Annotated in this window: 15 protein-coding genes and 1 riboswitch; of the genes, 11 read left to right on the forward strand and 4 right to left on the reverse strand. The window is 57.1% G+C overall.

Going from position 1 to position 25,205, the window contains the following annotated elements; genetic code table 11:
- Positions 1–271: 271 nt before the first annotated feature.
- The 7 genes from PT275_RS02190 to PT275_RS02220 all read left to right on the forward strand — a co-directional run bounded on the left by PT275_RS02190 (position 272) and on the right by PT275_RS02220 (position 9,660).
- Positions 272–1,078, forward strand: a complete 807-nt coding sequence (locus PT275_RS02190) for an amino acid ABC transporter ATP-binding protein (protein WP_277151927.1) — start codon at positions 272–274, stop codon at positions 1,076–1,078.
- Positions 1,079–1,257: 179 nt separating this feature from the next.
- Positions 1,258–2,112: a glutamate ABC transporter substrate-binding protein gene (locus PT275_RS02195; RefSeq protein WP_277151929.1), complete on the forward strand. Its 855-nt coding sequence runs from the start codon at positions 1,258–1,260 to the stop codon at positions 2,110–2,112.
- Positions 2,109–2,786: an ABC transporter permease subunit gene (locus tag PT275_RS02200; protein ID WP_277151931.1), complete on the forward strand. Its 678-nt coding sequence runs from the start codon at positions 2,109–2,111 to the stop codon at positions 2,784–2,786. Before PT275_RS02195 ends, PT275_RS02200 begins: the two co-directional genes overlap by 4 nt.
- A gap of 4 nt (positions 2,787–2,790) precedes the next feature.
- Positions 2,791–3,930, forward strand: a complete 1,140-nt coding sequence (locus PT275_RS02205) for an amino acid ABC transporter permease (protein ID WP_277151933.1) — start codon at positions 2,791–2,793, stop codon at positions 3,928–3,930.
- Positions 3,931–4,336: 406 nt separating this feature from the next.
- The gene (locus PT275_RS02210; protein WP_277151935.1) at positions 4,337–6,907 is read left to right on the forward strand and encodes a DEAD/DEAH box helicase; all 2,571 of its coding nucleotides are present in this window, start codon (positions 4,337–4,339) and stop codon (positions 6,905–6,907) included.
- Positions 6,908–7,192: 285 nt separating this feature from the next.
- A complete protein-coding gene (locus PT275_RS02215; protein WP_277151937.1) occupies positions 7,193–8,608 on the forward strand; it encodes a replication-associated recombination protein A in 1,416 nt (471 codons plus the stop codon).
- Between the two features lie 59 nt (positions 8,609–8,667).
- Positions 8,668–9,660: a D-2-hydroxyacid dehydrogenase gene (locus PT275_RS02220; RefSeq protein ID WP_277151939.1), complete on the forward strand. Its 993-nt coding sequence runs from the start codon at positions 8,668–8,670 to the stop codon at positions 9,658–9,660.
- Positions 9,661–9,865: 205 nt separating this feature from the next.
- Here PT275_RS02220 and PT275_RS02225 read toward each other — a convergent pair whose 3' ends face one another.
- The 3 genes from PT275_RS02225 to PT275_RS02235 all read right to left on the reverse strand — a co-directional run bounded on the left by PT275_RS02225 (position 9,866) and on the right by PT275_RS02235 (position 14,930).
- Positions 9,866–11,212 (reverse strand): amidohydrolase family protein, encoded by a 1,347-nt coding sequence (locus PT275_RS02225; RefSeq protein ID WP_277151941.1) that lies wholly within the window; start codon positions 11,210–11,212, stop codon positions 9,866–9,868.
- A 156-nt stretch (positions 11,213–11,368) separates the two neighbouring features.
- Positions 11,369–14,284, reverse strand: coding sequence for an energy-coupling factor transporter ATPase (locus PT275_RS02230; RefSeq protein ID WP_277151944.1), 2,916 nt, complete (start codon positions 14,282–14,284; stop codon positions 11,369–11,371).
- Between the two features lie 16 nt (positions 14,285–14,300).
- A complete protein-coding gene (locus tag PT275_RS02235) occupies positions 14,301–14,930 on the reverse strand; it encodes an ECF transporter S component (RefSeq protein WP_277151946.1) in 630 nt (209 codons plus the stop codon).
- Positions 14,915–15,066: riboswitch (FMN riboswitch) on the reverse strand. Its footprint overlaps the gene before it by 16 nt.
- A gap of 147 nt (positions 15,067–15,213) precedes the next feature.
- Here PT275_RS02235 and PT275_RS02240 point away from each other — a divergent pair.
- From PT275_RS02240 to PT275_RS02250, 3 genes are all read left to right on the forward strand, one after another.
- Positions 15,214–16,272, forward strand: a complete 1,059-nt coding sequence (locus PT275_RS02240) for a glycosyltransferase (RefSeq protein WP_277151948.1) — start codon at positions 15,214–15,216, stop codon at positions 16,270–16,272.
- A gap of 114 nt (positions 16,273–16,386) precedes the next feature.
- Positions 16,387–17,154 (forward strand): polyphosphate--glucose phosphotransferase, encoded by a 768-nt coding sequence (gene ppgK, locus PT275_RS02245; protein ID WP_277151950.1) that lies wholly within the window; start codon positions 16,387–16,389, stop codon positions 17,152–17,154.
- Between the two features lie 215 nt (positions 17,155–17,369).
- Positions 17,370–18,572 (forward strand): pyridoxal phosphate-dependent aminotransferase, encoded by a 1,203-nt coding sequence (locus tag PT275_RS02250; RefSeq protein ID WP_277151952.1) that lies wholly within the window; start codon positions 17,370–17,372, stop codon positions 18,570–18,572.
- 133 nt (positions 18,573–18,705) lie between these two features.
- On the opposite strand, the gene PT275_RS02255 is transcribed toward PT275_RS02250, so the two are convergent.
- Positions 18,706–21,306, reverse strand: coding sequence for a glycosyltransferase (locus PT275_RS02255; protein WP_277151955.1), 2,601 nt, complete (start codon positions 21,304–21,306; stop codon positions 18,706–18,708).
- A 50-nt stretch (positions 21,307–21,356) separates the two neighbouring features.
- On the opposite strand from PT275_RS02255, the gene PT275_RS02260 reads away from it, so the two are divergent.
- Positions 21,357–25,079, forward strand: coding sequence for a tetratricopeptide repeat protein (locus PT275_RS02260; RefSeq protein ID WP_277151957.1), 3,723 nt, complete (start codon positions 21,357–21,359; stop codon positions 25,077–25,079).
- Positions 25,080–25,205: the final 126 nt, after the last annotated feature.

A 25,205-nucleotide genomic window follows, 5' to 3' on the forward strand; every position in this document is an offset into this window, starting at 1 on the left:
GTGTATTGAGTCAGTGATTGGAAGGTGGCAACCGAAGCGTTTCCCAGAATGAAGACCCTTGCAAAATGCGCAGATGTATGACAAGGAGATTTTCGTGATTGCTGGAATCTTTCTCTTCTTTTTAAGTTAATTTGACGTGATAAAAAGCAATGAAATATATACAAACCGCCGGATTGATGGCAAGTGTTAGTTGTGTAACACTAATTGCTGATATGTTCCAATAATTTCGCTGGTAACTATGTAGTAACACTGTGCAGGTATACTGCTTTTCATGTCTGATACCAAAGAAACCATCATTAAAGCGCATGATAATGGCGCGCTGAGTGCAACGGTGGAGGAGAACCAGCCGTTGGTCGAACTCTCTCATGTGGAAAAGCATTTCGGCAAGCTCCATGTCTTGAAGGACATCAACCTCAAGGTCGACAAGGGCGAAGTGCTCGTCGTGGTCGGGCCTTCCGGATCCGGCAAATCGACGATGTGCCGCACCATCAACAGACTGGAAACCATCGACTCGGGCACTATCCGCATCGACGGCCAGCCGCTTCCGCAGGAAGGCAAGGACCTTGCCAATTTGCGCGCCGAAGTCGGCATGGTCTTCCAGCAGTTCAACCTTTTCGCCAACAAGACGATCCTGCAGAACGTCACGCTTGCGCCGGTCAAGGTGAGGCATATGGACAAGAAGGACGCCGACGACCTCGGCATGGATCTTCTGGCCCGCGTCGGCGTCGAGAGCCAGGCCAACAAGATGCCGTCCCAGCTTTCCGGCGGCCAGCAGCAGCGTGTGGCCATCGCCCGCGCGCTGGCCATGCAGCCGAAGATTATGCTTTTCGACGAGCCCACCAGCGCCCTCGACCCGGAAATGGTCAACGAGGTGCTTGACGTGATGATCAAGCTCGCCAGCGAGGGCATGACGATGATCTGCGTGACCCACGAGATGGGCTTCGCACGCAAGGCGGCCGACCATATCGTCTTCATGGCCGACGGCAGGATTCTTGAAAAGGGAACGCCGGACGAGTTCTTCGACCATCCGAAAACCGAACGTGCCAAGGATTTCCTTTCCAAGATCCTCACGCACTGACGTTCTATGTATTTGATATTCGAGCGGCGGCACCGGTTCCTGTTGCGCTACGGGCTATCCGGCAGGAATCGGCAATCGCGGCAGATATTCGGCAGTAAAGACCGAGAAGCGCAATACATGAAAGCACAAAATCGTCAATCCGCTCAATAGCGAATGGGGAAGTATCGGGAAGCAAGTATATGAAACCATTATCCAAACAATTTTTGCGCACCTGGCGCAGGATTCTCGCGGCCTTCTGTGCTTTGGCCTGCGTGTTCACCGTGGCTGCGTGCGGATCGAGCAACGAGGCGGGCAAGATCCGCATTGGCATCAAATTCGACCAGCCAGGCGTCGGCTTCAAGAAATCCGGCACCTACGTCGGCTTCGACGTGGACGTGGCGCGCTACATCGCCCGCAGGCTTGGCTATTCCGACGACCAGATCGTCTGGAAGGAAGCCCCAAGCAAGCAGCGTGAAGCAATGCTGCAGAACGGCGATGTCGACATGATCGTCGCCAGCTATTCCATCACTGATGAACGCAAGAAGGCCGTAAGCTTTGCCGGACCATATTTCGTGGCCGGGCAGGACCTGATGGTGCGCAAGGACGACCATGAAATAACCGGACCGGACAGCCTGAACGGCAAGCGCCTCTGCTCGGTGACCGGTTCCACATCGGCTGAAGTGGTCAAGAAGAAATTCGCCTCCAAGGTGCAGCTGATGGAGCAGCCCGGCTACGCGGAATGCGCGACGGCACTGTTCAGCGGCATCGTCGACGCGGTGACCACCGATGACATCATTCTGGCCGGTCTCGCCTCCAACGCCCGCGGCAAGCTTCGTCTGATCGGCAAACCGTTCACACAGGAATATTACGGTGTCGGTGTCAAGAAGGGTGATGTCGCGTTTGCCAAGAAGATCGACAAGGCCATCGCCCAGATGGAAAAGGATGGGTCTTGGAAGCGCTACATCAACGACAACACGCGTGGCGTCGCTTATAAGCCGAATATGAAATACAATCCGCCGAAGCCGGATCTCGGAGAGACGGGAGCCTCGAAATGAGTGAATTCCTGCAACTGTTCAGCCAATACAACGTTCCTGGAGCGTTTCTTGTCAATATCGAACTGACGCTTTGGTCGGCTCTGTTCTCGCTGTTACTCGGTGTCGTTCTGTTGATGATGCGCATCTCGCCGATTTCCTCGCTGCGCACGGTGGCGGGCGCCTATGTCGAATTCTTCAAGAACATGCCGTTGACCATCATCATGGTCTTCATGGTGCTCGGTGCCTTCGCCCAGCTCAAACTCACGTTCTCCAGCACCTTCGCCACGAACTTCTTCTGGCTGGCGGTCACTGGCCTTTCGCTGTACACAGCGGCCTTTGTCTGCGAATCCCTGCGTTCCGGCATCAACACCGTTCCGCTGGGGCAGGCCGAAGCGGCGCGCGCGTTGGGTTTGAGCTTCATGCAGTCGGCCACGCAGATCATCCTGCCGCAGGCCTTCCGAGGATCCGTCGCGCCCCTTGGCAACACGCTGATCGCGCTCTTGAAGAACTCGACGGTCGCCGCGGCCGCATCGGTGGCCACCGAAACGTCGAGCCTGATGAGCGAGATGATCGAGTTCCACGCGAACTCCATCGTCGCCATCTTCCTGATCTTTGCGTTCGGTTACGTGATCCTGATCATCCCCATCGGGGCGCTGACCACATTCCTTTCCAACAAACTCGCGGTACGGAGGTGAACGCATGAGCAAGAACAACAACGAATCGGCCGTGCTTTTCGATGAGCCGGGGCCGAAAGGCAAACGCAACATCCGCATCGCCAACTGGATTGGCGGCATCATCGTCGCCATCCTCGTGGTCCTCATCCTCATGCGCCTGCACAACCCGCCGGACGGCGAAAATCAGCTCGACTGGGCGCTGTGGAAACCGGCGCTCGACGGCGAGGCCTGGACGGACTTCTACCTGCCGGGTCTGTGGATGACCATCAAGGCAGCCGTGCTCGCCGTCATCGGCTCGGTGGTTTTCGGCCTGATCTTCGGCGTCGGCAGACTATTGCCGAGCAGGATCGTACGCGGGGTGTCCGGCGTCATTGTCGAATTCTGCCGCGCGGTGCCGGTGCTGATGTTCATGATCTTCTTCTGGCGCCTGTTCTCCTTCATAGGTATTCAGAGCGCCTCCTACTGGGCCGTCGTGCTGGGGCTTATCCTCTACAACGGCTCCGTGGTCGCGGAACTGGTGCGAAGCGGCGTCGGCAACCTGCCTGGCGGCCAGCGCGAGGCTTCATTGGCCTTGGGCCTGACAACCACGCAGTCGCTGATGCAGATCGAAGTGCCGCAGGCGATCTACGCCATGCTGCCCGCCGCCGTGACCCAGCTGGTCGTGGTGCTGAAGGACACCGCGCTCGGCTCGATCATCATGTATACGGATCTTTTGCAGGAATCCCGCCGTTTGGGCTCGATGTACTTCAACATCCTGCAGACGTTGGTGGTCGCCGGCGTGGTCTACTTCATCGTCTGCGCACTGCTTTCCAAGCTTGCGGAATGGCTCCCCAGCCGCATGCAGGAACGCACCGCCGCCCCGGCCGAACCCGAGCCGGTCGCGCCGATCGCCATCATGGATGCCTCGAACGTCAACCAGATCGCGGTGGCCAAGGAAGTGGACGAGGACCATTACGGTGGCGTTCCTCGCCAGTATCATGTCCATCACCGTGGCACCAACGCCTCGGTGCATCACTGGAGGCGCACCCGCTACGAACAGGGATACGACGCCACGCACCCCGAAAGTGAAAAGGAGCCGGATCATCTCGAGCTTCCCGACATCCCGCTTCCAGGTCATAAGCCTCATCCGCATGGAGACAAGCCCAAGAAACCAAAAGATGAGTAGTTTGTAGGCTGGGTTTTGAAATGGTGACCATTGATTTTTCAGTGGTCACCATTTTGTTCCATCCACTTTTCATATTCCTCCACTCCGCTCGTTTTGGAAAGTAATCTGTCGTTTTCGTTTTGAGAGAAGTATCGTTTTGCTTAATTTTGAAACTTATCTTAAGCGTGGAGCGGAGAGATATGCGATGTTCGAGCGTAGGCTTGGCCTAAACAAAATCAGAGATTTTGTCTTCGCGCTCGATATGTCGCGCTCACTTCGCCTGAACGGAGGCCACAGGGCTTCGTTCTTAACGGCTCAGCCAAAGTGTCTCGAACATTGTATATCTCCCCGCTCCACGGTTCACTATGAAAACTGAACGATGCTATTAAGCGATTTACAGTAGCGAGCGGACGATAGAGTTGGGATTATGACACAGAGTTTAGGGGAATTGGCGCCGAGTTGGGACGGCGACGGGGACGAGCAGCGCAATATCGACGCCGACGAGATTTATGACAGGTTTTTCGAATGGGTTCGTGAGAGTAAAGGCATCGACCCATGGCCGCATCAGGAAGAGGCCGTCATGGATCTCTTGGCCGGCGACCATGTCATATTGAGCACGCCGACCGGTTCCGGCAAATCGCTGGTGGCGTTGGGCATGCATTTCGCGGCGTTGTGCACCGGACGCCGTTCGTATTACACGGCGCCGATCAAGGCGTTGGTGTCAGAAAAGTTCTTCGATCTGGTTGAGGCGTTCGGGCGCGACAATGTCGGCATGATCACGGGGGACACCAGCATCAATTCCGATGCGCCGATCATCTGTTGTACCGCGGAAATCCTTGCTAATCAGGCTTTGCGTGAAGGCGACCATGCTGATATCGGCTGCGTGGCGATGGACGAGTTCCATTATTACGGCGATGCCGATCGCGGCTGGGCCTGGCAGGTGCCGCTGCTGACGTTGCCCAAGACCCAATTCCTTCTGATGAGCGCGACGCTCGGCAATGTCACCGCCATCGCCGGCAAACTCGAGGACATGACCCGCCGTGATGTGGACGTCATCGATGACGCGCCGAGGCCGGTGCCACTGAGCTACGAATACACCGACAAACAGCTTGCCAGCACCGTTGAACTGCTCTTCAACCGCAGCGACACCCCAATTTATGTCGTCCATTTCTCGCAGGACGCGGCGCTGGAAACCGCACAGGCGCTTGCCAGCACCGGCGTTTCCAGCAAGGAACAACGCAAGGCCATCACCGAAGCCATCAAGGGTACGCGCTTCACCACGGCGTTCGGCAAGATTCTGCAACGGCTGCTGCGTACAGGCGTCGGCATCCATCACGCGGGGATGCTGCCGCGTTACCGTCGTTTGGTCGAACAACTCGCGCAGCAGGGCCTGCTACCGGTCATCTGCGGTACCGATACGCTCGGCGTCGGCATCAATGTGCCGATTCATTCCGTGGTGCTTACCCAGCTTACCAAATTCGACGGGTTCAAGATGCGCAAGCTGCGCGCCCGCGAATTCCACCAGATCGCCGGACGCGCCGGACGCATGGGCTTCGACACCGAAGGATTGGTGGTGGCGGAAGCCCCCGAATTCGAGATCGAGAACGCGCGGGCCATCGCCAAAGCCAACGGAGACCCGAAGAAGCTCAAGAAAATCAAGCGCAAGAAGCCGCAGGAGGGCTTCGTCACCTGGAACGAAGGTACGTTCGATAAACTTATCGAAGCCGCACCCGAAACGCTGGTGCCCCACATGAAGATCAGCCATTCCATGGTCTTGAACGAGGTAGCGCAAGGCGGCGACGCACGAGCCCGTATCGACAAGCTCATCGACGATTCTTCACAGACCCCCGAGCAGAAAGAGCATCTGCACGAGCGGGCCGACGAGATCTTCCAGACCATGTTCGACTCGTCCTTCATCGAGGCCGAAGACAACGGCCGAGGTGGCAAGGATTACTTCCTGGCCGTCGATGTTCCAGACAATTTCGCGCTCGACCAGCCGCTTTCGCCGTTCCTTTTGGCCGCGCTGGAACTGCTCGACCCGCAATCCGACACCTACGCGCTCGACGTCATCTCGATGGTCGAGGCGACGCTGGAAGACCCCAAGCAGGTCCTGAAAGCGCAACAACGGCAGGCACGCGACAAGGCGATGGCCGAGATGAAGGCCGACGGGATCGATTACGATGAGCGCATCGACAAGCTGCAGGAGGTCACCTGGCCCAAGCCGCTCGAGGAAATGCTCGATGCCGCCTTCGACGAATACCGCCACGACGTGCCGTGGGCCAACGACTACGAGTTGAGCCCCAAATCCGTGGTGCGCGACATGGTGGAGACGGCCAGCGATTTCACCGGCTATATCGCCCGATACAACATCGCACGAAGCGAAGGCACGCTGTTGCGCTATCTTTCCGACGCTTATCGATCGCTCGCTCGTACCGTCCCCGTCGAGAAACGCAACGACGAGTTGGAAGACATCATTTCGTGGCTGCGCGTGGTCGTGCGTTCCGTCGATTCCAGTCTGGTCGACGAATGGGAGAACGCCGGCAGTGATTCGGCAGCCGACGCCGAAGGCGCCGCTCTTACCGCGGCCGCACCCAGCGGCAAACCTGCCGTGGTGGAGGACAGGCGCGGGCTCATCGTCCTCATTCGCAACGCCATGTTCCGCCGCATCCAGCTGATGGATCAGGATAGGCCGGAGGAGCTCGGCGCGCTCGACAAGGACTGGAGCTACGGCGTGCACGAGTGGGAGGATGCGCTGGACGATTATTACGACGAGCACGAATACGTCGGCATCGACCAGAAGGCCCGCAGCGGCGATTTGTTCATCTTGGATGATCGCAACGAGGCCAAGGAACACACCTGGAAGGTGCGGCAGATCATCGACGATTCCGACGGCGACCATGACTGGGCCATCACCGGCACCGTCGATCTCGACGCCACGCAGGAAAGCGGCGAGGTGGTCTTCGTGGATTATCGAGTCGGCAATGAACTTGTGATGTGAAGGCATCGCCTTCTCGGTCCGCTTCTCGATTCTCTGCTTCTCTTTTTACGTTATTTTGGTACTGTTGGCGCACCAAGAGCCCTATAAAATAAAGATTGAGCGTAATTCTGCAGTATTTAGGTGTTCTTGGCGCGCCAAGAAGGTCGAAAATGGCAGAATGGGCGTTGAATCTTCCGAAAATGGCCTTCTTGGTGCGCCAAGAGGGTAAAAATAAGAGTTTTGGTGAATATAGTAAACGGATTTCCGATACGAACAAATGTTCGAATGAGGGAGTAAGATGAAAGCATGACCGAAGACTTGTTCAGCGCTGCCGATGCGCCCGAAGACGTGACCCGCCCGCTTGCCGTGCGGATGCGGCCGACGACGCTTGACGATGTGGTGGGGCAGCAGCAGGTGTTGGGCGAGGGCTCGCCGTTGCGCCGGCTTGCCAGCCCTACGTCGAAAGGGTCGCTGACCGCGCCGAGCTCGATTATCCTGTTCGGGCCTCCGGGGGTCGGCAAAACCACCTTGGCCTATATCGTCGCGCAGCAATCCGGACGTGATTTCGAGGAGCTTTCCGCCGTCACCTCCGGCGTCAAGGATGTGCGTGTCGTATTGGAGCGCGCCCACGAGCGTTTGGTGACGCAGGGGCGGGAGACGGTGCTGTTCATCGACGAGGTGCACCGCTTCTCCAAGTCCCAGCAGGACGCGCTGCTTCCCAGCGTCGAGAACCGTGATGTCACCTTTATCGGGGCGACCACGGAAAACCCGAGTTTTTCCATCAACAAGCCATTGCTGAGCCGGTCGGTCGTCGTCAAGCTCGAATCGATGGAACCTGACGATCTGAAAACCTTGATTACCCGTGCGCTGGAAAGCAAACACGGGCTCAAAGGCGAAGTCAAAGCCAGCGATGAAGCGGTAAACGAGATCATCCGCATGGCCGGGGGAGACGGGCGCAAGACGCTGACTATCCTCGAGGCCGCGGCAGGTGCGGTCACCGGGGACAAGGAACGCAAGAAAGGCGCTCGCAAGCCGGTTATCACCCCGGAGATCGTTTCGAAAGTGATGGATTCCGCCACCGTGCGCTACGACAAGGACGGCGACGACCATTATGATGTCGCCTCTGCATTCATCAAATCGATGCGGGGTTCGGACCCCGATGCCGCGCTGCATTATCTCGCGCGCATGCTGAGGGCGGGGGAGGATCCCCGTTTCATCGCCCGTCGCATCATGATCGCCTCTGCCGAGGAAGTCGGCATGGCCGCTCCACAGATTCTCGAACTCACTGTCGCCGCAGCGCAGGCGGTCGCTATGGTTGGCATGCCTGAGGCTCGGATTATTCTTTCCGAAGCCGTCATCGCCGTGGCCACTGCACCCAAGTCGAATGCCAGCTACAATGCTATCAACCAGGCGCTCGCCGACGTCGACGCCGGAATGATCGGTCAGGTGCCGCTATGGCTGCGCAACGCGCCGACCAAGCTTATGAAGGACTGGGGTAATAAAAAGGGCTATGTCTACGCGCACGATGTTCCTGGTGCCGTTGCCACGCAGCAATACATGCCCGACGAGTTGGTAGGGCGCGAATACTATCATCCCAACGATCGCGGCTATGAACGGGAAGTCGGTCCAAGACTCGAGAAAATTCGTGAAATTTTGCATGCGAATGATCCCAAAAATCGAAAAGAGCCGGATATCAATTCCAACGACAATCAAGACAAATAATCAGAAAAGCGATTAAGGTTATTAAAGAATGAGGAATTGCTTTTGATTAAGGAGCAACTATGACGGAAGAAAACAACAAGGCTGAGAAATTCATCGTCAATTGCATACCGGTTAACGATAAAGACCAGCAGCGGTTCATTGAGGCGGCAGGCGATGTGCGCATTGAATTCTGTGGAGACCCCAAGAATTATGGCGATATGAGCGTGAAGGCCCAGATTCCTAAGAAACTGCGCAGTCGGGCAACAGCGGTGTTGGGCAATTTCGACCCTGCTATTGCCCATGAATTCACCAATCTCGAATGGCTTCAGACATGGAGCGCCGGCGTCGACGCGTATATCAAACCCGGCGTCTTACCCGAAGGTGTGACCGTCACCAGTGCCACCGGCGCCTACGGCCAGTCGGTTTCCGAGCACATGATTGCCATGATGTGGGCGTTGATGAAGAACCTGCCGCTTTATGTCCGTGATCAGACGGCCCATCGCTGGCAGGACGAGGGTACCGTGCTCACTCCCGAAGGCGCGACGGTGTTGGTTATCGGTACCGGTGACATCGGTTCGCATTTCGCTCGCCTTGCCAAAGGTACGGGGATGCGTACCGTCGGTGTGCGTCGCAGCGCTGACAAGCCTGCGGACGGCATCGACCAGATGCACGGCTTCGATGAGCTTGATACATTGTTGCCGCAGGCCGATGTGGTTGCATTGTCGTTGCCGAAGGCGGCTGATACCCACCATCTGATTGATGCACACAGGCTTGCCTTTCTGAAAAAGGATGCCATCCTCGTCAATGGCGGTCGAGGTGATGCGGTCGATGACGATGCTTTGGCTGAGGCCTTGAGTAACAACGCCATTCGAGGTGCCGGGCTCGACGTCTTCGAGACGGAGCCATTGCCGCCTACGCATCCGCTGTGGAACGAACCAAGCTGCCTGATTACTCCGCATGCCGCCGGTGGTAGCCATTTGGCGAGCAACGACGCCCATATCGTCGATATTGCCGTGGCCAATGTACGCCGGTATGCCAATGACGAACCGCTGCAGGACAACGCCCATCGGTGAGGCTCAGACCTAAGCCGCTTCCAGCTTTGCCTGGTCCCACTTTGTTTGAGCATGGATTTTAGATGTTACATTGATGAGATAAATGTAATACCTAAAATAAAAGTCCCTGCGATTGGAATATAGAACAACCTACGAGAAATCCGCCACTGATACATAAGATCTGCGACGGATTTCTTTGTATATATAACCCGGAACGAATCAGGGCTTACTTGTATGCCTCGTCCAACTGGGCTTCCATGTCGTCGAAACGATTGACCTGCGGATGGAAGATCGGGTGGCCGGCTGCGACCACGAGCAGCGGCTTCTCCAGTGTGCGCAGGTTGTCGACGGGGTTCTCGTTCAAGACCAGCAGATCGGCGGACTTGCCGACCTCCAACGAACCGGTCTCATCGCTCAGGCCGAGGATTTCGGCGGTGACTTGCGTGCCGGCGTGGAACGATTCGGCCGGGGTGAAGCCGGCGAAGCGAACGAGCAGCGCCATCTCGCGCCAGGTGCCATACTGCGGCACGAACGGCATGGCGGAATCGGTGCCGACGCCGACCTTGATGCCGGCCTCGTGCGCCTGCTTGGCGCCGTTGACCATGCCTTCGACCACAGGCACGGAGTTCTGCATCTGGATGTCGGTCATGTTCAGTGTTTCCTGTGAAAGATACTTCATCGGCAGACCCGCGGAAAGCGTCGGTTCCAACGCGCTCCAGCCGCGCAACGAATTCGGGTTGTGCAGGAAGAGATCGGTCAGTTCGTCGTCCAGCGTGCAGCCATGTTCGATGGTGTCGACGCCGGCCTTCAACGCGCGGCGAACGCCTTCCTCGCTTTGGGCGTGGGCGGCGACGATGATGTCGTTGGCGTGCGCGGCCTCGCAGATAGCGCGCATCTGTTCCTCTGTCATCTGCGGGGCACCGGCCTCGCCGAGCACCTGCGAGTCGGTGACGCCGCCAGTCGCCGCGATTTTGAGTGCGTTGACGCCGTGGTCGATGCTGTATTCGGCCTCGCTGCGCGCTTCTTCGGGGGTAGTGCTTTCCATGGCGACGAGCGGTGCGCCGTGGCCGTCGGGGATCGCGAGCATGGGGCCTGCGGCCATGATGCGCGGACCGACCATTTTACCGGCGTTGATGCGGTCGCGGATGGCGACGACTTCATAGCCGACATCGCCCACGGTGCGGATCGTGGTGACCCCGGAGTTGAGCAGCGTCATGATATTGGACTTGCTGGTCTCATACATAAAGAGCTTGCCCGGCGCCGAATGCATGATCTTCGCGGTTTTGCGCTGGCCTTCAGGCGTGCTGCCTTTCGGGTCGAGCGGCTTGCCCTGCGAGAACGTGTGGGTGTGGCCGTTGATCATGCCGGGGGAAACGACCTTGCCGGTACCGTCCAACCTGTGGTAGCCCGGAGGCACCACGACACTCGATGAGGGGCCGATCTCGCGGATCTTGCCGAGGCCGTCAACGACGACGGTAGTGTCGCTTAAGGTGCGGCCGTCGAGGTTGCCGGTGGCAACGGTGGCGTGTTCGATGGCGAATGGTTCTATAGCGGTATTACGTGGTGCGTGCATATCGTCTCCTTGATAGGCAAAACAGTTACAACAGGCTCTGTTCCACTCTATCAGGATTTAGCACATAACGTTGCGAACAGTAAGAATTTAATCCCTATGATGTTCTCGCCGTTTCTCGCAAAATCGGCAAAGGAACCCGTGATGGTTCCAGGGCACTTACAGGCGTACTACCGAAAGCAATCCGGCCTTGAGACTGAGCAGCACCACCAGATACAGCGCGCACAGGAGGATAAACATCATGTCCCTGCCACGTATCCGCATGGCGTTCCAGTGGGTGCGCCGTATGCCTTCCTCGTAGCAGCGCGCGTCGAGCGCAAGCGAAAGATTGTCCGAATGACGCAGCGCGCCGGCGAAAATGGGGACGATGATGGCCACCAGCGCCTTGATGCGTTTGGTTGGGGAACCGGTTTCGATGCTGCCGCCGCGCGCCGCCTGTGCGTCCATGATGTTGCGGGCTTCGTCAGCCAGTGTCGGCAGGAAGCGCAGCGCAAGGCTCATGACCAGCGCCAGTTCCTGGGTATGGAGACCGAGTTTTCGTAATGGTGAAAGCAGAGAGCCGAAGCCGTCGGTAAGCGCAGTGGGCGTCGTGGTCTGCAGAAGGATGATTCCCAGCAGAATGACCAGCCCGAAACGGCAGGTATAGAGCACCGCGGCCATCACGCCCTCGTCGGTGATGGGAAAATTCCAGAAGGTCACCAACGGTTTGCCGGTACGTACGAAAAGCATGTTGATCACGCCCATTACCAATAGCAATACCAGGAATCCGCGCATTGAGCGGAAAAGCTGTTTCGGACCAAGTTTGGCTGCGGCAGCGAGGATGATGACCATCACTGCAGTCAATCCCAGTTGCGGCAGGGAGCTGACTATGAACGAGGTGAACATCAGCACAAGGAATACAACGAGTTTGACGCGTGAATCGAGCCGCTCGATGATGCTTTTGCCATTATGAACCTTGCTCCGTCCGCCGGATGTGTTGCGTTTGGCTACCTTGTCCGTTGCCTCGCCAAACGAGGATTTGATGGATTGTGTTGTCTTTCCAGGCTTTGATTTGGTGGGTTGCGCAGTCCGGTCTAGGTTGGATTTGGCGGTTTGTCTCGTTTCGCTGTGCCGGTGTTCGATGACCGGTTGTGTGGTCTTGCCTGTTGGATTGGTAGAGTTGCCGTCGGCACGGGTCCAACAAGCCTCAGTTGTCGATGATAATGCGCCACAGCTTGCCGGACTGGATTGGAATTGTGGCGTTGTATCAACGGATTTGGTCGCTGTGAAGTCACGGTTTGCACTCGCTGCAGCTTGTTCGTCGGCAGTGTTCGCGTCCGCTGTCACCGGTTCGCCCAGCGTGATGACGCGGTCGGCAAGTTGACGCGCCTGACGCGGGGAATGGGTGATCATCACGATGGTGACGCCGTGCGTGTTGAGCGTGCGCACCAGCGCGTAGATGCGTTCGCTGGCCGTGGCGTCAAGCCCGGCGGTCGGCTCGTCGAGGATGAGGATTCGCGGGTCGCAGGCGATGATGCCCGCGATGGCCGCAAGCCGTTGCTGTCCGCCGGAAAGTGAGAAGGGAGAGCGTTCGGCAAGTGCACTGATGCCAAGCAGATTCAAGGCTCTATCCACGCGCTGGTCGACCACCTGCTGCGGCAGGTCTTGGTTACTGGGGCCGTAGGCCACATCCTGCCGCACGGTTTCGGCGAACAGCTGGTGTTCCGGCTGTTGCATCACCAACCCGACGCTGGAACGCAAGGCTTTTTTGTCCCGTCGCTTCATCGAACCCAAATCGATGCCGGCCACGTTGATGGTGCCGTCATCAGGTTTTGATAACGCGGTCATGAGCTTGGTCAGCGTTGTTTTGCCAGTCCCGTTGCGGCCCATGATGGCCACGACCTCGCCCTGTTCGATACGCATCGAGAAGTCGTGCAGGGTATCGGTATCCGATTTGGGATAACGGAACGAAACGTGTTCGAAACTGATGGCTGGTTCACCGGAAGAATATCGGGGATCTGGCGTTGGTGCCGTGTCTGGTTCTTTATGGTCTTTGAAGCTGTGCAAGGACGAATTGCCGGAAACGGTCGGTTCTGATACTTTGGTGTCGTCGGTTCCGAAACGATTCTGTCTATCTGCGGGTTTTGCGGCGTGTATGTTGCCCGGTTTGCCAAGCCCCCCATCGATGACGAGGCCATCGGACTTGAACATGCCGATATCGTCGGCGTTGGTCACTGAAAGCCGCAACGTGGCCTCGGTCAGGTTGAGCTCGATTAACCTGCCGTTTTCGAGACTTACAATGCGATCGGCCGCTTTCAGTTCCTCCGGCCGGTGCGTGACATGGACGATCGTGGTGCCGGCCTTCTGCAGGTTGTCAAGCACGCGAAGCACATCGTGTTGGGCAGCCAGGTCGAGCATCGCAGTCGGTTCGTCAAGCACGATCATCTTCGGGCGCATGGCCAGTATGCCGGCGATGGCGGTACGTTGCTGCTGGCCACCGCTCATTCGGGAGGGATCAGCGTTGAGGAAACCACTCATTTCCACGGCATCCAAGGACTCGTTGACCCGTGTGGTGATTTCTTTCGGGTCGAGAGCAAGGTTTTCCGGGCCGAACGCCACATCGTCGCCGACGACGGTGGTGATGATCTGGTCCACCGGATTCTGGAACACCGCTCCGATGCCCTTGCGCGCTTTCCGATACAGGTCGCTGTGCGGGATGCCTTCACAAAACACGTCGCAGCCGAGCAAGGTCACCGAACCGCTGTCGGGCGCGGCAAGGCCGGCGACAAGCCTGGCCAACGTCGATTTGCCCGAACCGTTGGGTCCCACCAGGCAGAGGCGTTCGCCGGCGTGGATATCAAGGTTGATGCCGTCCAACACCCATGATTTGCCGCTGTCATAACTGAAACAGGTGTTCTTAAGCCGGGCGGCGAAGCCGTTGGCAACGTTTGCTTGATTAGCATCGGAATTTGCGGCACGGTTAGTTTCCGAGGAGCTGCTTGTATTGCGATCGGTACGATATGCCAAAGCCGAGCTTTCGCTGCCGTAAGGTGTTGCAGGCTCGGTTTCGGTGGATTTGCGGGGAACCGTAGTCATTGTCTGTTGCGGATTCCTATCGGTTCAAGAGATTCGAGATCGGCTTGTAGATGATGAAGGTCACCACGCCGTGAATCGCGAATTTGATGAGGTTGAACGGCAGAAGAACCGGTACGACCATCTTCAGCACCTGGGCGGTGGTCATATGCGCGTAGATCGGGGTAATCAAAAGATTGCCGCCGATGGCCGCGATAAGTCCGAATACGATGCCGACCAGGATGCCGACCAATGCTCCGACGCGGGTGCGCATGCGCTTGTAGACCATCGCAGCCGGAACGCTCAGGAACACGGAGACCGCAATGGACATGATGGCGCCCCATGGGTTCATGAAGAGGTGGGGAATCCAGCTCAAGACGCTGACGATGAAGGCCGCCATCGGTCCGAATGCGAAGCCCGCTACCAGGCAGATAATGCCGGAAAGGTCGTACTTGAGCCACGGGGTGCCCGGCATGATCGGGAACTCAATGAAAGAGGCAACCATGGCCAGCGCCACAAAAAGCGCATAGACCGCGATGCGTTGGGTGGACCAGCGCCCTTGGTCGGCCACGCCGGTGGAGTGTGAGGATTGCGTCTTGTCCCGGCTATGGGAATCAGACGAATTTTGGGTATCAGAAATATCGCTCATAGTGAGCCCCGTTTCTTTCATCCGGACTGTAACCGTTGGCCTCGGATTTTCACCGGATCGACCGCTTTTGCGGCTCGCGGGCTTCGGCTTGCTGTCGTTTTTAGTCCGACAGTGCCGTTACCGCCAATAAGGAATTTCACCTTCCCTGAAACTTGCCTTTCTATCTATACCCGTATGTGTAGTCATCTGTCAAACGATTTCGTACCGTTCGACGGATATGGATATGGGACCGTCAAGATTTCCGCATTCTGCAATCACCGTACCCGGTTTCGCCGCCATCGTGTGGGGGTGCAACAATAGGGATATGACTCAAAACGAGAAAACTGTGGAAACCGGTGCCGGAGAAGGCAAGGGGCTCGCGTACCCCGCGGTGTCACCGATCGAGAAACTGGCGATCGTCGTGGTGACCTACAAACGACAGAAACTGCTGGCCGGCCTGTTCGAGTCGATCAAGGCACTCAAGGTGGCCCCGTGGCGTGTGGTCGTGGTCGACAACGAGCACAGCAATGAGACCAAGGGCATGGTCGAAGATTTTTCTACCGACATCACTGTGCAGTGGGGTAAGACCGAACCGGACGATAGCGGCAACACCGCTCGTGTGGTCTACGCCCCTCAGAAGGGCAATATCGGTGGTTCCGGCGGATTCTCTAATGGAGTGAAGAAAGCTTACGAACTGGGTGCTGAGTGGTTCTGGGTGATGGACGACGATGTGGCGGTGCTGCCAAACGCCATCGAGCAACTGGCCAAGTGGACGCCGCGTCACGACGTGATTCAGGGTTCGCGCCTCGACTATGACGGTGGCCCCTTCTACTGGCAGTATGATTTCATCGTGCCGTTGGGTATCCCGAACCCCATTGCCCCGGCCGCGTTCGGCCCTTCCGGATACCGTACAATGGATACGATGTGTTTCGAAGGCGGCTTGTTCCGCCGCAATATCGTCGAGCGGATCGGCCTGCCCGATCCCCGCTTTTTCATCTATTGGGATGATACGATTTACGGCTATCTGGCCAGCAAGGTGACCGATCCGATCGTAGTCAACGACAAGATCATTCAGCGCACCCGCGATATCGGCAATTGGGACATCGCCGGCCTGCGCCAGCTCAATTCCACCTCCGACATGAACCGGTACCATATCATGCGCAACCGCGGCTACATGGCCCGTTACTTCATGGCCCATGGCGATTATCGACCGGCCTTGTTCGGTTTGGGAACGCTGCTTACGGCGGCCAAGGAGGTCATCCGTATCCTCGCCGTCGACCGCGAACACGTCAAGCCCGGGCTCAAGGCCATCGCCAAGGGCTGGGTCGATTCGCGCAAACTGTTGCACGACCCGAATTGGCAACCGATGCCGCCACTGAAGTAACGCTACAAATAAACAAGATAAGGTTTTCAAATAAATCGTTGATTCAAGCGTGTTGGGCTTTAATTGCGGTACAATATCTAGGTTATCTGTTCCGTTACCAGGTGGGGGTTAGCGATGATTGAGACAGCACAGGCCTTTGGCGTTGATATCGGCGGTTCTGGTATCAAGGCTGCTCCAGTGGATTTGGAAAAAGGCGAATTCGCTTTACCGCGTTTGAAGATCCTTACTCCCGAGGTCTCTACCCCCGATGCCGTTGCGGCCATCGTGCGTCAAGAACTCGAACATTTTGAGGTGCCGGCCGGCGCCCCGGTGGGCATTGCGTTCCCGGCCCCCATCAAGCCTGGCAAGCCGCTCGATTTCATTGCCAACCTCGACAAGTCATGGATCGGCCTCGATGTTACCGAAGTCTTCTCCAAGGCATGCAACCGTCCTGTCACCGTAGTCAATGATGCGGATGCGGCAGGCCTTGCCGAACAGCAGTATGGTGCGGCCAAGGGTGAGGACGGTCTGGTTATCGCGACTACGCTCGGTACCGGTATCGGCACGGCGCTTATCTACAAAGGTGTGCTGCTGCCCAACACGGAGCTCGGCCATATCCAGCTTGAAAAAGGCAAGGGTGAGGCCGAAAAGTACGCGGCATCCTCCGTACGCGACAAGAAGAGCCTCGGATACAAGAAGTGGGCCAAGCGTCTGACCAAATATTACGGATTGCTTGAAAAGTATTTCAGTCCGGATCTTTTCGTCGTCGGCGGCGGCGTGAGCCGTATGGCCGACAAGTTCATTCCTTATATTGACATCAAGACCCCGATCGTGCAGGCCAAGCTGCGCAACGAGGCTGGTATTGTAGGTGCTGCGTATTATGCAACCACCAGACTTGTCTGAGGATTGAGTTCTTGGGTTCCGCTCGGCCGCAGGGTCGGGCGGAACTTTTTGTATGTGTGAGTACGCTGAAGTAGGGTTGTCTTTGACGCCGACACATATTGTTGCTGCCAATGGGCATTATCGCTAATAGGGATTGTGATGGGCAATGGACGGTGGTGGTTCGCAGTAGCCGGCATGCATTACATCATCAACTGAATATGCGGGAATGGGAGATTATGCGTTTTTCGTCAAGGGTGGGTTCGACGCGGCTCAACCTAATCGCCAAGGCAGAGGCTGCGGCCCGCAACCAGGGAATTGCGTTGGAAACCGTGAACGATTCCAACCCGACAAGGCACGGCCTTGCACCAAACCAAGTGCCAGGCGTTTATACTGCAGACCCGCGCGGCCCGTTGGCGGCGCGGCAACAGCTGGCCCGGTTTCTGACCAAACGCAATCTCAAAGAGGCGGCTGCGGAACACAATCCTTCGGTATCGGTCGATCCGAATCGGCTTTACCTGCTCAGCTCCACTTCCGAGGCCTATTCCTGGCTGTTCAAGCTGGTGTGCGATCCGGGCGACATTGTTCTGGGGCCCAAGCCCGGCTACCCGCTGATCGAGTCCATCGGCGGGTTGGAGAACGTGGACACGTTGGAATATCAGTTGCGCTTCGATGGCTCATGGTTCATCGATGTCGCTTGGCTTCGTGAACTATTGGGAAGTGGTCAAGGGCAAAAGATACAGGCCATCGTCCTCATCAACCCCAACAATCCCACCGGTTCGTATGTCAAACCCGACGAGCGCGAGGAACTGGTGGCGTTATGCCGCGAACACGATGTCGCCATCATCGCCGATGAGGTTTTCTTTGATTATTCTTTGGAACCGTTTGTTGGCAACCGTCGGCTGGCAGGGGAGAGAGGTGCGCTGACCTTTGCGCTTGACGGTTTTTCCAAGCTCCTGGCTGCCCCGCATGCCAAAGTCGGCTGGATCGAAGTCAGCGGACCTGGCGAACTGGTGCAGGAGGCTCAGCGCAGGCTTGACATCATCGCCGACGATTATCTGCCGTTCAGCGATATCATCGCCGAGCGGATGCCAGAATTGCTCGGTGCCGTTTCAGGGCAGCTCGATCGTGTGCGGCAACGCATCAGAACCAATCTCAAGCGGCTGCATACGATATTGGATGAGGACGAGGCGGGTATGGTTTCGCTGCTGCGTGCCGAAGGCGGTTGGAACGTGCTGTTGCGTTTCCCGTCGGTTATCGACGAGAATGTGTTGGTGCTTCGCCTCATCCACGATTTCAACCTGACCGGGCAGCCCGGCTATTATTTCGACATGACCGAAAACGGTTATCTTGCGGTCTCGCTGTTGCCAGAGCCAGAAGTCTTCGAGCGCAATATTAGGGCTATTCTTGCGGTGGTTTCCCGAGAGCTTGATATGGTTTGAAAAGTTGGTGAAAAGAACTGCGGATAGGCGAATATGCTTTTTGCACAGCAAGAGCTTGCTGATTCCCTTATGTAATACTTTTTTGGCTCGCTTTATAATCAAAAGTGCATGTGCAAAGGACGCGAGCGCAGACTCACCCAATCATGAACCACGAGGCGACGGCCTGAAATGTCACGGGGTCGGTGCGTGTCAGGGCGTCTTCACGTCCGGGAACGAACATGGTGAAGAACGCCAGAATGATGCTCAATAGCACAAGCAGGAGCATGACCAAGCGTATGGCGACAAGCCCCCAATCGATACGTGATCGGGGAGATCGGGATGTGGCAGCACGGTGAGGTATCAGTTTTCCGAACTGATTACGAGGGTTCGGTTGTGGCAATGATGTTGATGTTTCGTGTGTGCCCACATGGGACCGCATCTTTGCCGAGAGCATTCCGGTGTCACGGCATGGCCTTGCATCCCCCAGAATCACGCCAAGCACCACAACAGCGCTCAGGGCGACCAACCATCCGAAATCGACCATGTAGCGCCAGCCGATACCGCCTTTGAGGCTGTCAACAAGCAAAAGCAGCAAGGCCAGCGGCAACGCCGTCAGTATGGTTCGCAGCAATCCTGAGCGGCGGATATGCCGTCTTACGCTTGGCAGGAGCAACAGCGCGACGACGAGCAGTGCCGGGCACAGCGCGAACAGGCCGCCGACCATCGGCTCCGCATAACTCCAGGATGGCAGAGGCGTCGGGTTGATGGTGAGGAATGGGAATTCGTGTGAGAACCGCAATGGCAGGAACAGGTAATAGCCGACCGTCGGCAGCAGGTTCACGGCGGTGTTGCGGTAATGGGTCATATCGGCCACGGTGATCTGGTAGCGTTCGCCGAAATTGAAGGGCGAGCCGAAACGGACCGCGTTATAGATGCACAATGGCACAACCACAACCAAAGCGGGCAACAGCATCGAGCACAATACCATGCCGACGGCCTTGCGTTTTGCGTTTCGTTTGTCTGTAACCGGTGTGTTACCGGAATGATTGGCGGCTGTCGTCTTGTTTTTTTGTGTCCTGTCGGTAGAATCGTCTTGTTTGGTCTTGTCTGACTTGGTGGGGCCGTTACAGGGATTTAGAACGGGCGTCGGCGTTTTCCGAAATATCTCGCGGATTTGAGGCCAGAATATCGGAAAGGCCAATAAAGCGACCAGTGCGAACGTAGGTCGGCAACCGAAATTCGCTGCCAAAGCCAATGATCCCGCCGACAGATGCGGCCACGAAATCGGCGGTGCTTGGCCAATGACGATCATATGATGTCGGCCTGCCCGGCGTTTTCCTTTTGTCTGTGGCAAGGGCTGCGATAGATTGTTGTGCTCAGACCGAATGATTGCTGATTCACTGCTTGAATCGGCACGTTGATATCCTGCCACGCCAAGCCAAAACCAAATGCCCATGACGCTCAGGGCCATCGAAGCCGCGAATGGTACCGAATAGAAATTCAGGCGGAACGCAAGGTATCCTGCCTGTGAACCTAGCACGAACAGGGTGATGGCCATAGAAACAGCGGCTACGGAAATATTTGGACGCACCATTTTGAGTACCCGGATGACCAGCAAGGCTGCGAAAATGACAAAGACGAGCAGCAGCAGCGCCACGGCAGCACCTGCCGGAAGCATCAGACCGCCAGGGGTGAACAGCGAAGTCACCAAACGGTACGGCACGAACAGGAGCAAGGCTGGCAACACGCCGAAATAGGAATACCAATGGTTCTGGTAGAAGGCATAGTCCCAATAGATCGGGTTGACGCCTTGCTCAAGCAGTGCTTCCCTCGTGTGCGGATCATAGGGATTGGCGGTGGTTTTGAGCGCCTGTGGCACCGGCAGGTCGATTGAGGTTCGGCCGTGAATGAGCGAGTCGGCCATATGGCCGTATTGGTTGAAATCGTAGGTGTAATTGTCAGGCTCGTGAAATGCCGAAGGGTTTGTCCATATCGATTGCGTTATGGATACCGCCGTAAGAATGGCGGCGATGACGATGAATACGGCGAACGCAATCCGTTGAGCGATGCTTGTGGTGTCCAAGCGAATGCGCCACAGCTTTGACGCCGGCATCCATGCCGTGATCAGCAGAACGAGTGCCGCCATGGCCGCCACGCGTCCCCAATCGGCATGGAACGGCACACGTACATTGGCGTGTACGGCGGCGACGTCGACCTTCGTGCCTGCCGGTTCTTCAATCCAAACCTTGACGAGGGTGGATGGGGATCCCGTGTCGAGTTTTGGAATATGAAGGTAAAGGGAATGAGCGACGGTCGTGGAAACGGGACGGGTATGGGAAGCGTGTCCAGCGGCATCGACCCGGACTTGGAAGGTGGTCAGCGGAAATTTCGACCTGCCTTTGTCCGTGTCACCGGTTTTTCCTGCGCTACTTGCAGCTCCCTGCACGCGTGAGGGCGATGTGAACCGGAATGTCGTTTCGGCCGAATCCAGACGAAGGTAGGGTGAACTGCCGTCGGCCTGTGTTATCAGAAACGCCGAGGTGGGATCGGTGACGAGCAGTGTCCCATTCTTTTGGCGTTTGAGCCCTGATCCAAGCGTATTCAGCGCAGAGGTGGAATCCCGGCTGGCACCTAGGGTGCTCCAGAACTGGATATTGAATGCGAAACATTCGAGCAGGAGTATGATCACCCCCGCCAGGGCCATGAATATGGCGGTCTTGTGGCGCGAGTGGAAGCTATGCTCGGAAGTGTTCACACCATTATTCTATAAGCATCATGTCTGGCTGAATTGAAACAATTACCCATATGTCCAATTTCACACAGCATTTGCATGATTTCGCCTCCTCACCGCGTTTTGGCAGGTTCATCAAAGGTGCCAAGGGTCTTGCGCATCGTGTGAATACGGCGGTCGGTAGCGGTGTATCGAAGAGCACCGTGAGGGATACCGGTTCCTTCTCCTCAGTCCGGCCTCAGGGCAAGCCTGGCACCGATGAGATGGTGAAAGAGCTTTTTGAGCGTGCCATCGAATTGGGGCCAATGGTCAAACGCCATATTTTCGAGGACTTTCCCGACGTTCCGGATGGACTTCGCCTTGGTTGGGCGCAGTTGCCCCAGCTTGATGGCCGGTTTTTCGCAATCGGCGTGTTCCTTGGACCTAACCAATTCTGTCAGGTTGCACTGGTCGATGGAAAGGGACGTGTGTTTTTGGGCACCGATCCGCAAATGGACACCCATGATGATGACCCGGTGCTTATTTTTGGCAAGGAGGGTGATTTTTCGCTTTCCGATGATAGCAGAATGAGCGGTGGCGGGGGCACGACGCAGGTTTCTTTGTCTGAAACCGGGCGAAACGGCGTGTCGGCGGCACAAACAGCAGGTCAAAACCGCTCGGATCATACGGGTCAAGGCATTGAAGTGGTACAGGGTGGCATTGTCGGTCGTGACATGTTCGGCAGAATGACCTGGTTGGCTTCCTGGCTCAAACGTGGCAACCGCTACACCTTGGAACAGATGCGTTACCGGCTGCCCGAATCCCTGCGTCTTAATTTGGAATATCGGGATGCTATGGCCATCGCCTTTTTCGCCACCTACATGCTTCCGCAGATGAGCGGCCAGCTCATCGGTTTTGGCGCCGGCAACATCTTCCGCAGGCTGAACCGCGAGGCACCGCTCGGCGCGATCCGTCGCAGTGTGCGCGACAGCTTGGAGGCTCGAACCCACGGCCTGCGTGTGTCCGGTCTTGAGGATTACTTTGCGGATTTGATGCGTGAATCAGGCGCATTGAAGGAATCCGCAGGGCTGGAGGCCGTTCATGGCGCTGAACCCTTGCATTTGTACACTTCCAGTTATTCCGGCGCGTATTTCTTCACCTGGGATGATTCGTTGGATCTTGCTCCGGCATTGGAAGCCCTGAACATCGAAGGCAATCTCAATCGTTTCTCCGCGATAAGCGCTTGGTTGGAGCATAACGCGCATACCGGCGCGTTGCCCATCGAAGACACGGTCACCCGTGCGCAGGCCGCCCAGATCGATCATGCCTTGCTCGAAAACCCGGCACTGATGGCGCTCAAACCGCTGCCCAACCAGGGGGCCGATCTTGATGAGCCGAGTTCCGCGTCCCTGTCCCGCATGCTATCGATTGCGGCACAGACCGCCGACCGCATCGCCGCTGACGCGCCCGACCGGAACGGTGTGCCGGGGCTAGGGGCAGAAAGGAAAACGGGACGCGGCGAATGGGTGTATCGCCAGACACTCTCCACGTTGTTGAGGCAGGTCAGGGTTCCCTACCGCTTCGATACAGAATTCCGCTCCAATCTTTCACAAGGCAATGTTGCCGTCGCCTTCACCACGGCAGGGCGCACCTTGATGCCCACCAGCCGATACGATTCCAAGCGCCATGCCTGGATTGCTCTGAGCGATGCCGAACGTACGTCGATGAGCGAGCGGTACAACCTGCGGGTCGGATTGATGATCGCGGCGCTGTGTTTCGGCAGCGACGAATCGATTCAGAACGTATCAATCCGCATCGATTCCATGGGGTTGGAGGAAGCGGTCGAGCAGCAGGATTCCGCCATTTCCAAGTTGATGGCGCAGGCGTTGGGCACATTCGAACGCATGCCGATGGGGGACAAACGCAAAGGCGGCTCGAAGGCGGATCCCAAGGATGGCGACATCCATGGCGACCCCTCGCAGGCCGGTGCCGTGGCTGCGGGACGTGATTCCATGCCGTTCGCTTCCTCGTCCGCGCAAAGCCCACAGGAGTCGGGCGAAAACGGTCCGGCGGATTCTGAAGACGGAAATGGACAGCGCGATCAGACAAGTTCGGTTTTCGATGACGGAAAAGAAAACCCGGCCGATATTCCGCAGAACGCTGCAGCTGCCGAATCGTCCGTCAATTCTCAGGATAATGATCCTCAACCGGGTACTGACTTTACCGGCACGCAGGGAAACGTCGCTGGAGCTCAGAGCGGGAATGGGCCTGCGAAGGATGAGCCTTTTGCGACTTTCGATTCCGGTGAGGCGGATGGGGCCGGTGAGCCGCATGATGATGAGGATCAGATCGATGCCCGATTCGCAGATCTGATGAAAGGTGTTGATTTCGACAGCATCGCCATGTCCGTGCCGCAGGGGGGCCAGCAGGCGGACATCGATGACGCCGACGGCGATGGCACAGACAACGAGGACAACGATCCACTCGCCGTGCTACGTAGCGGTCCCAGCGCTCACAATATGGCTTCGGTCACTTTTACGCGTGAGGAATTCATACGCTGTGCATGTTCTGCCGGTTTGGACCACCCTATCGAGACGTATCGCAGATTCGGTGCCTCACTCAATATCGAAGGCGTGATACCGCGTAATGCCAACCCAGAGTTCAACCTGCGTGACAAGCGCTTCTCGCCCCTCGGAAGCCAGGAGGAACCGGAACTCGCCGACGTGTCGATCGACGGAAAAGCCAGAAAAGTGCTTGGTACCGATAACATCATGGGACTTTCCATTCAGCGCGCCGATCTATTGCAGCGTGCCGTCAGCGATTTTCATCGTCTTGCTGCTCAAGGCGATCTACCTAGTGTTTCGAAGGCGCAGGAGGCCATGGCAATCGTCGAAGCCAATGGTGATCCTGAGCTCAAAAGGCTCGCACCGTCGGTAAGCAGTGCCCTGATTGACGGGGTGGATACCCCTGATCTGGATTTCACACTTGCCAAGGACCTTGACGCCGAGCGTGTCAAGGCCCGTGACCTGCTGTTTTCCGGTCAGGTCGATCAGGCCATTGCAAGCCTTGAAGAGGCAATTTCCAAGGTCGATGCCATGTACGCTCCGACCGGCGCCCCGCGTTATTTCAACTCCTACGCGGAGCGCGTGGTCTACAATCGCCTGTTCGCTACGAGCGACGAGCGAACGGTGCTCATCCCCGATAACCTGTTCTACGCCCACATGGAACTTGCCGATGTGCTCGCCCAACTGCAGGGGGCGAAGGCCGCCTTGCCGCACCTCAACGCCATGGTGTCGTATGCGCCTGCCTATCCGCTTTCGCACATGAGGCTTGCGGTGCAGTTGGCCCGCGAGGAGGACTGGGATTCCGCCCGTGCCGCCTGCCTTAACGCCTTGCGTGTCTCACTGGACCGTGATGATGCGGCCTATGCGTATTACCGGCTGGCCTATGCCGAATGGATGCTCGGTGACTTCGATGTTGCGGCCGCAAGCTACATCATGAGCGAACATATCTCCCCAGGGAAAATCGCTTCGCTCGACAGCGAGCTGCAGGAACTGCTGGCGCGTGCGCAATCGCAATGCATTCTCGTGCCTGTCTCCTTCGAGGTCGCTCAACAGGTGCTTGCCTCTCACGATCTGCCGGTCTGGCCACATACCGAGGTTGGCGATATCGTGCGTGACGCGGCACAGGTCTGCGTCGACAAGGCGCTTTTTGTCCCTGCACGTACGCTTTCGGTTGCGGCCGCGAGGATGGATGACAGTGCCGATGATGGAATGGACATGGCTCAAGCGCAATTCCTACGCTCGCTTAGTGCCTAGATTGTACTTTGAAACAGGTCCCATACGCACTGGTTTTCTTGGGGTATCACGGCAAAAGGTGGTGGCGCCGTGCTGTCCTGTCTTAAAGAATCGGTCTTTTGTTCCTCTTTCCTCGCATGACCGTAC

Source organism: Bifidobacterium sp. ESL0745 (assembly GCF_029433335.1).
Classification (GTDB): domain Bacteria; phylum Actinomycetota; class Actinomycetes; order Actinomycetales; family Bifidobacteriaceae; genus Bifidobacterium.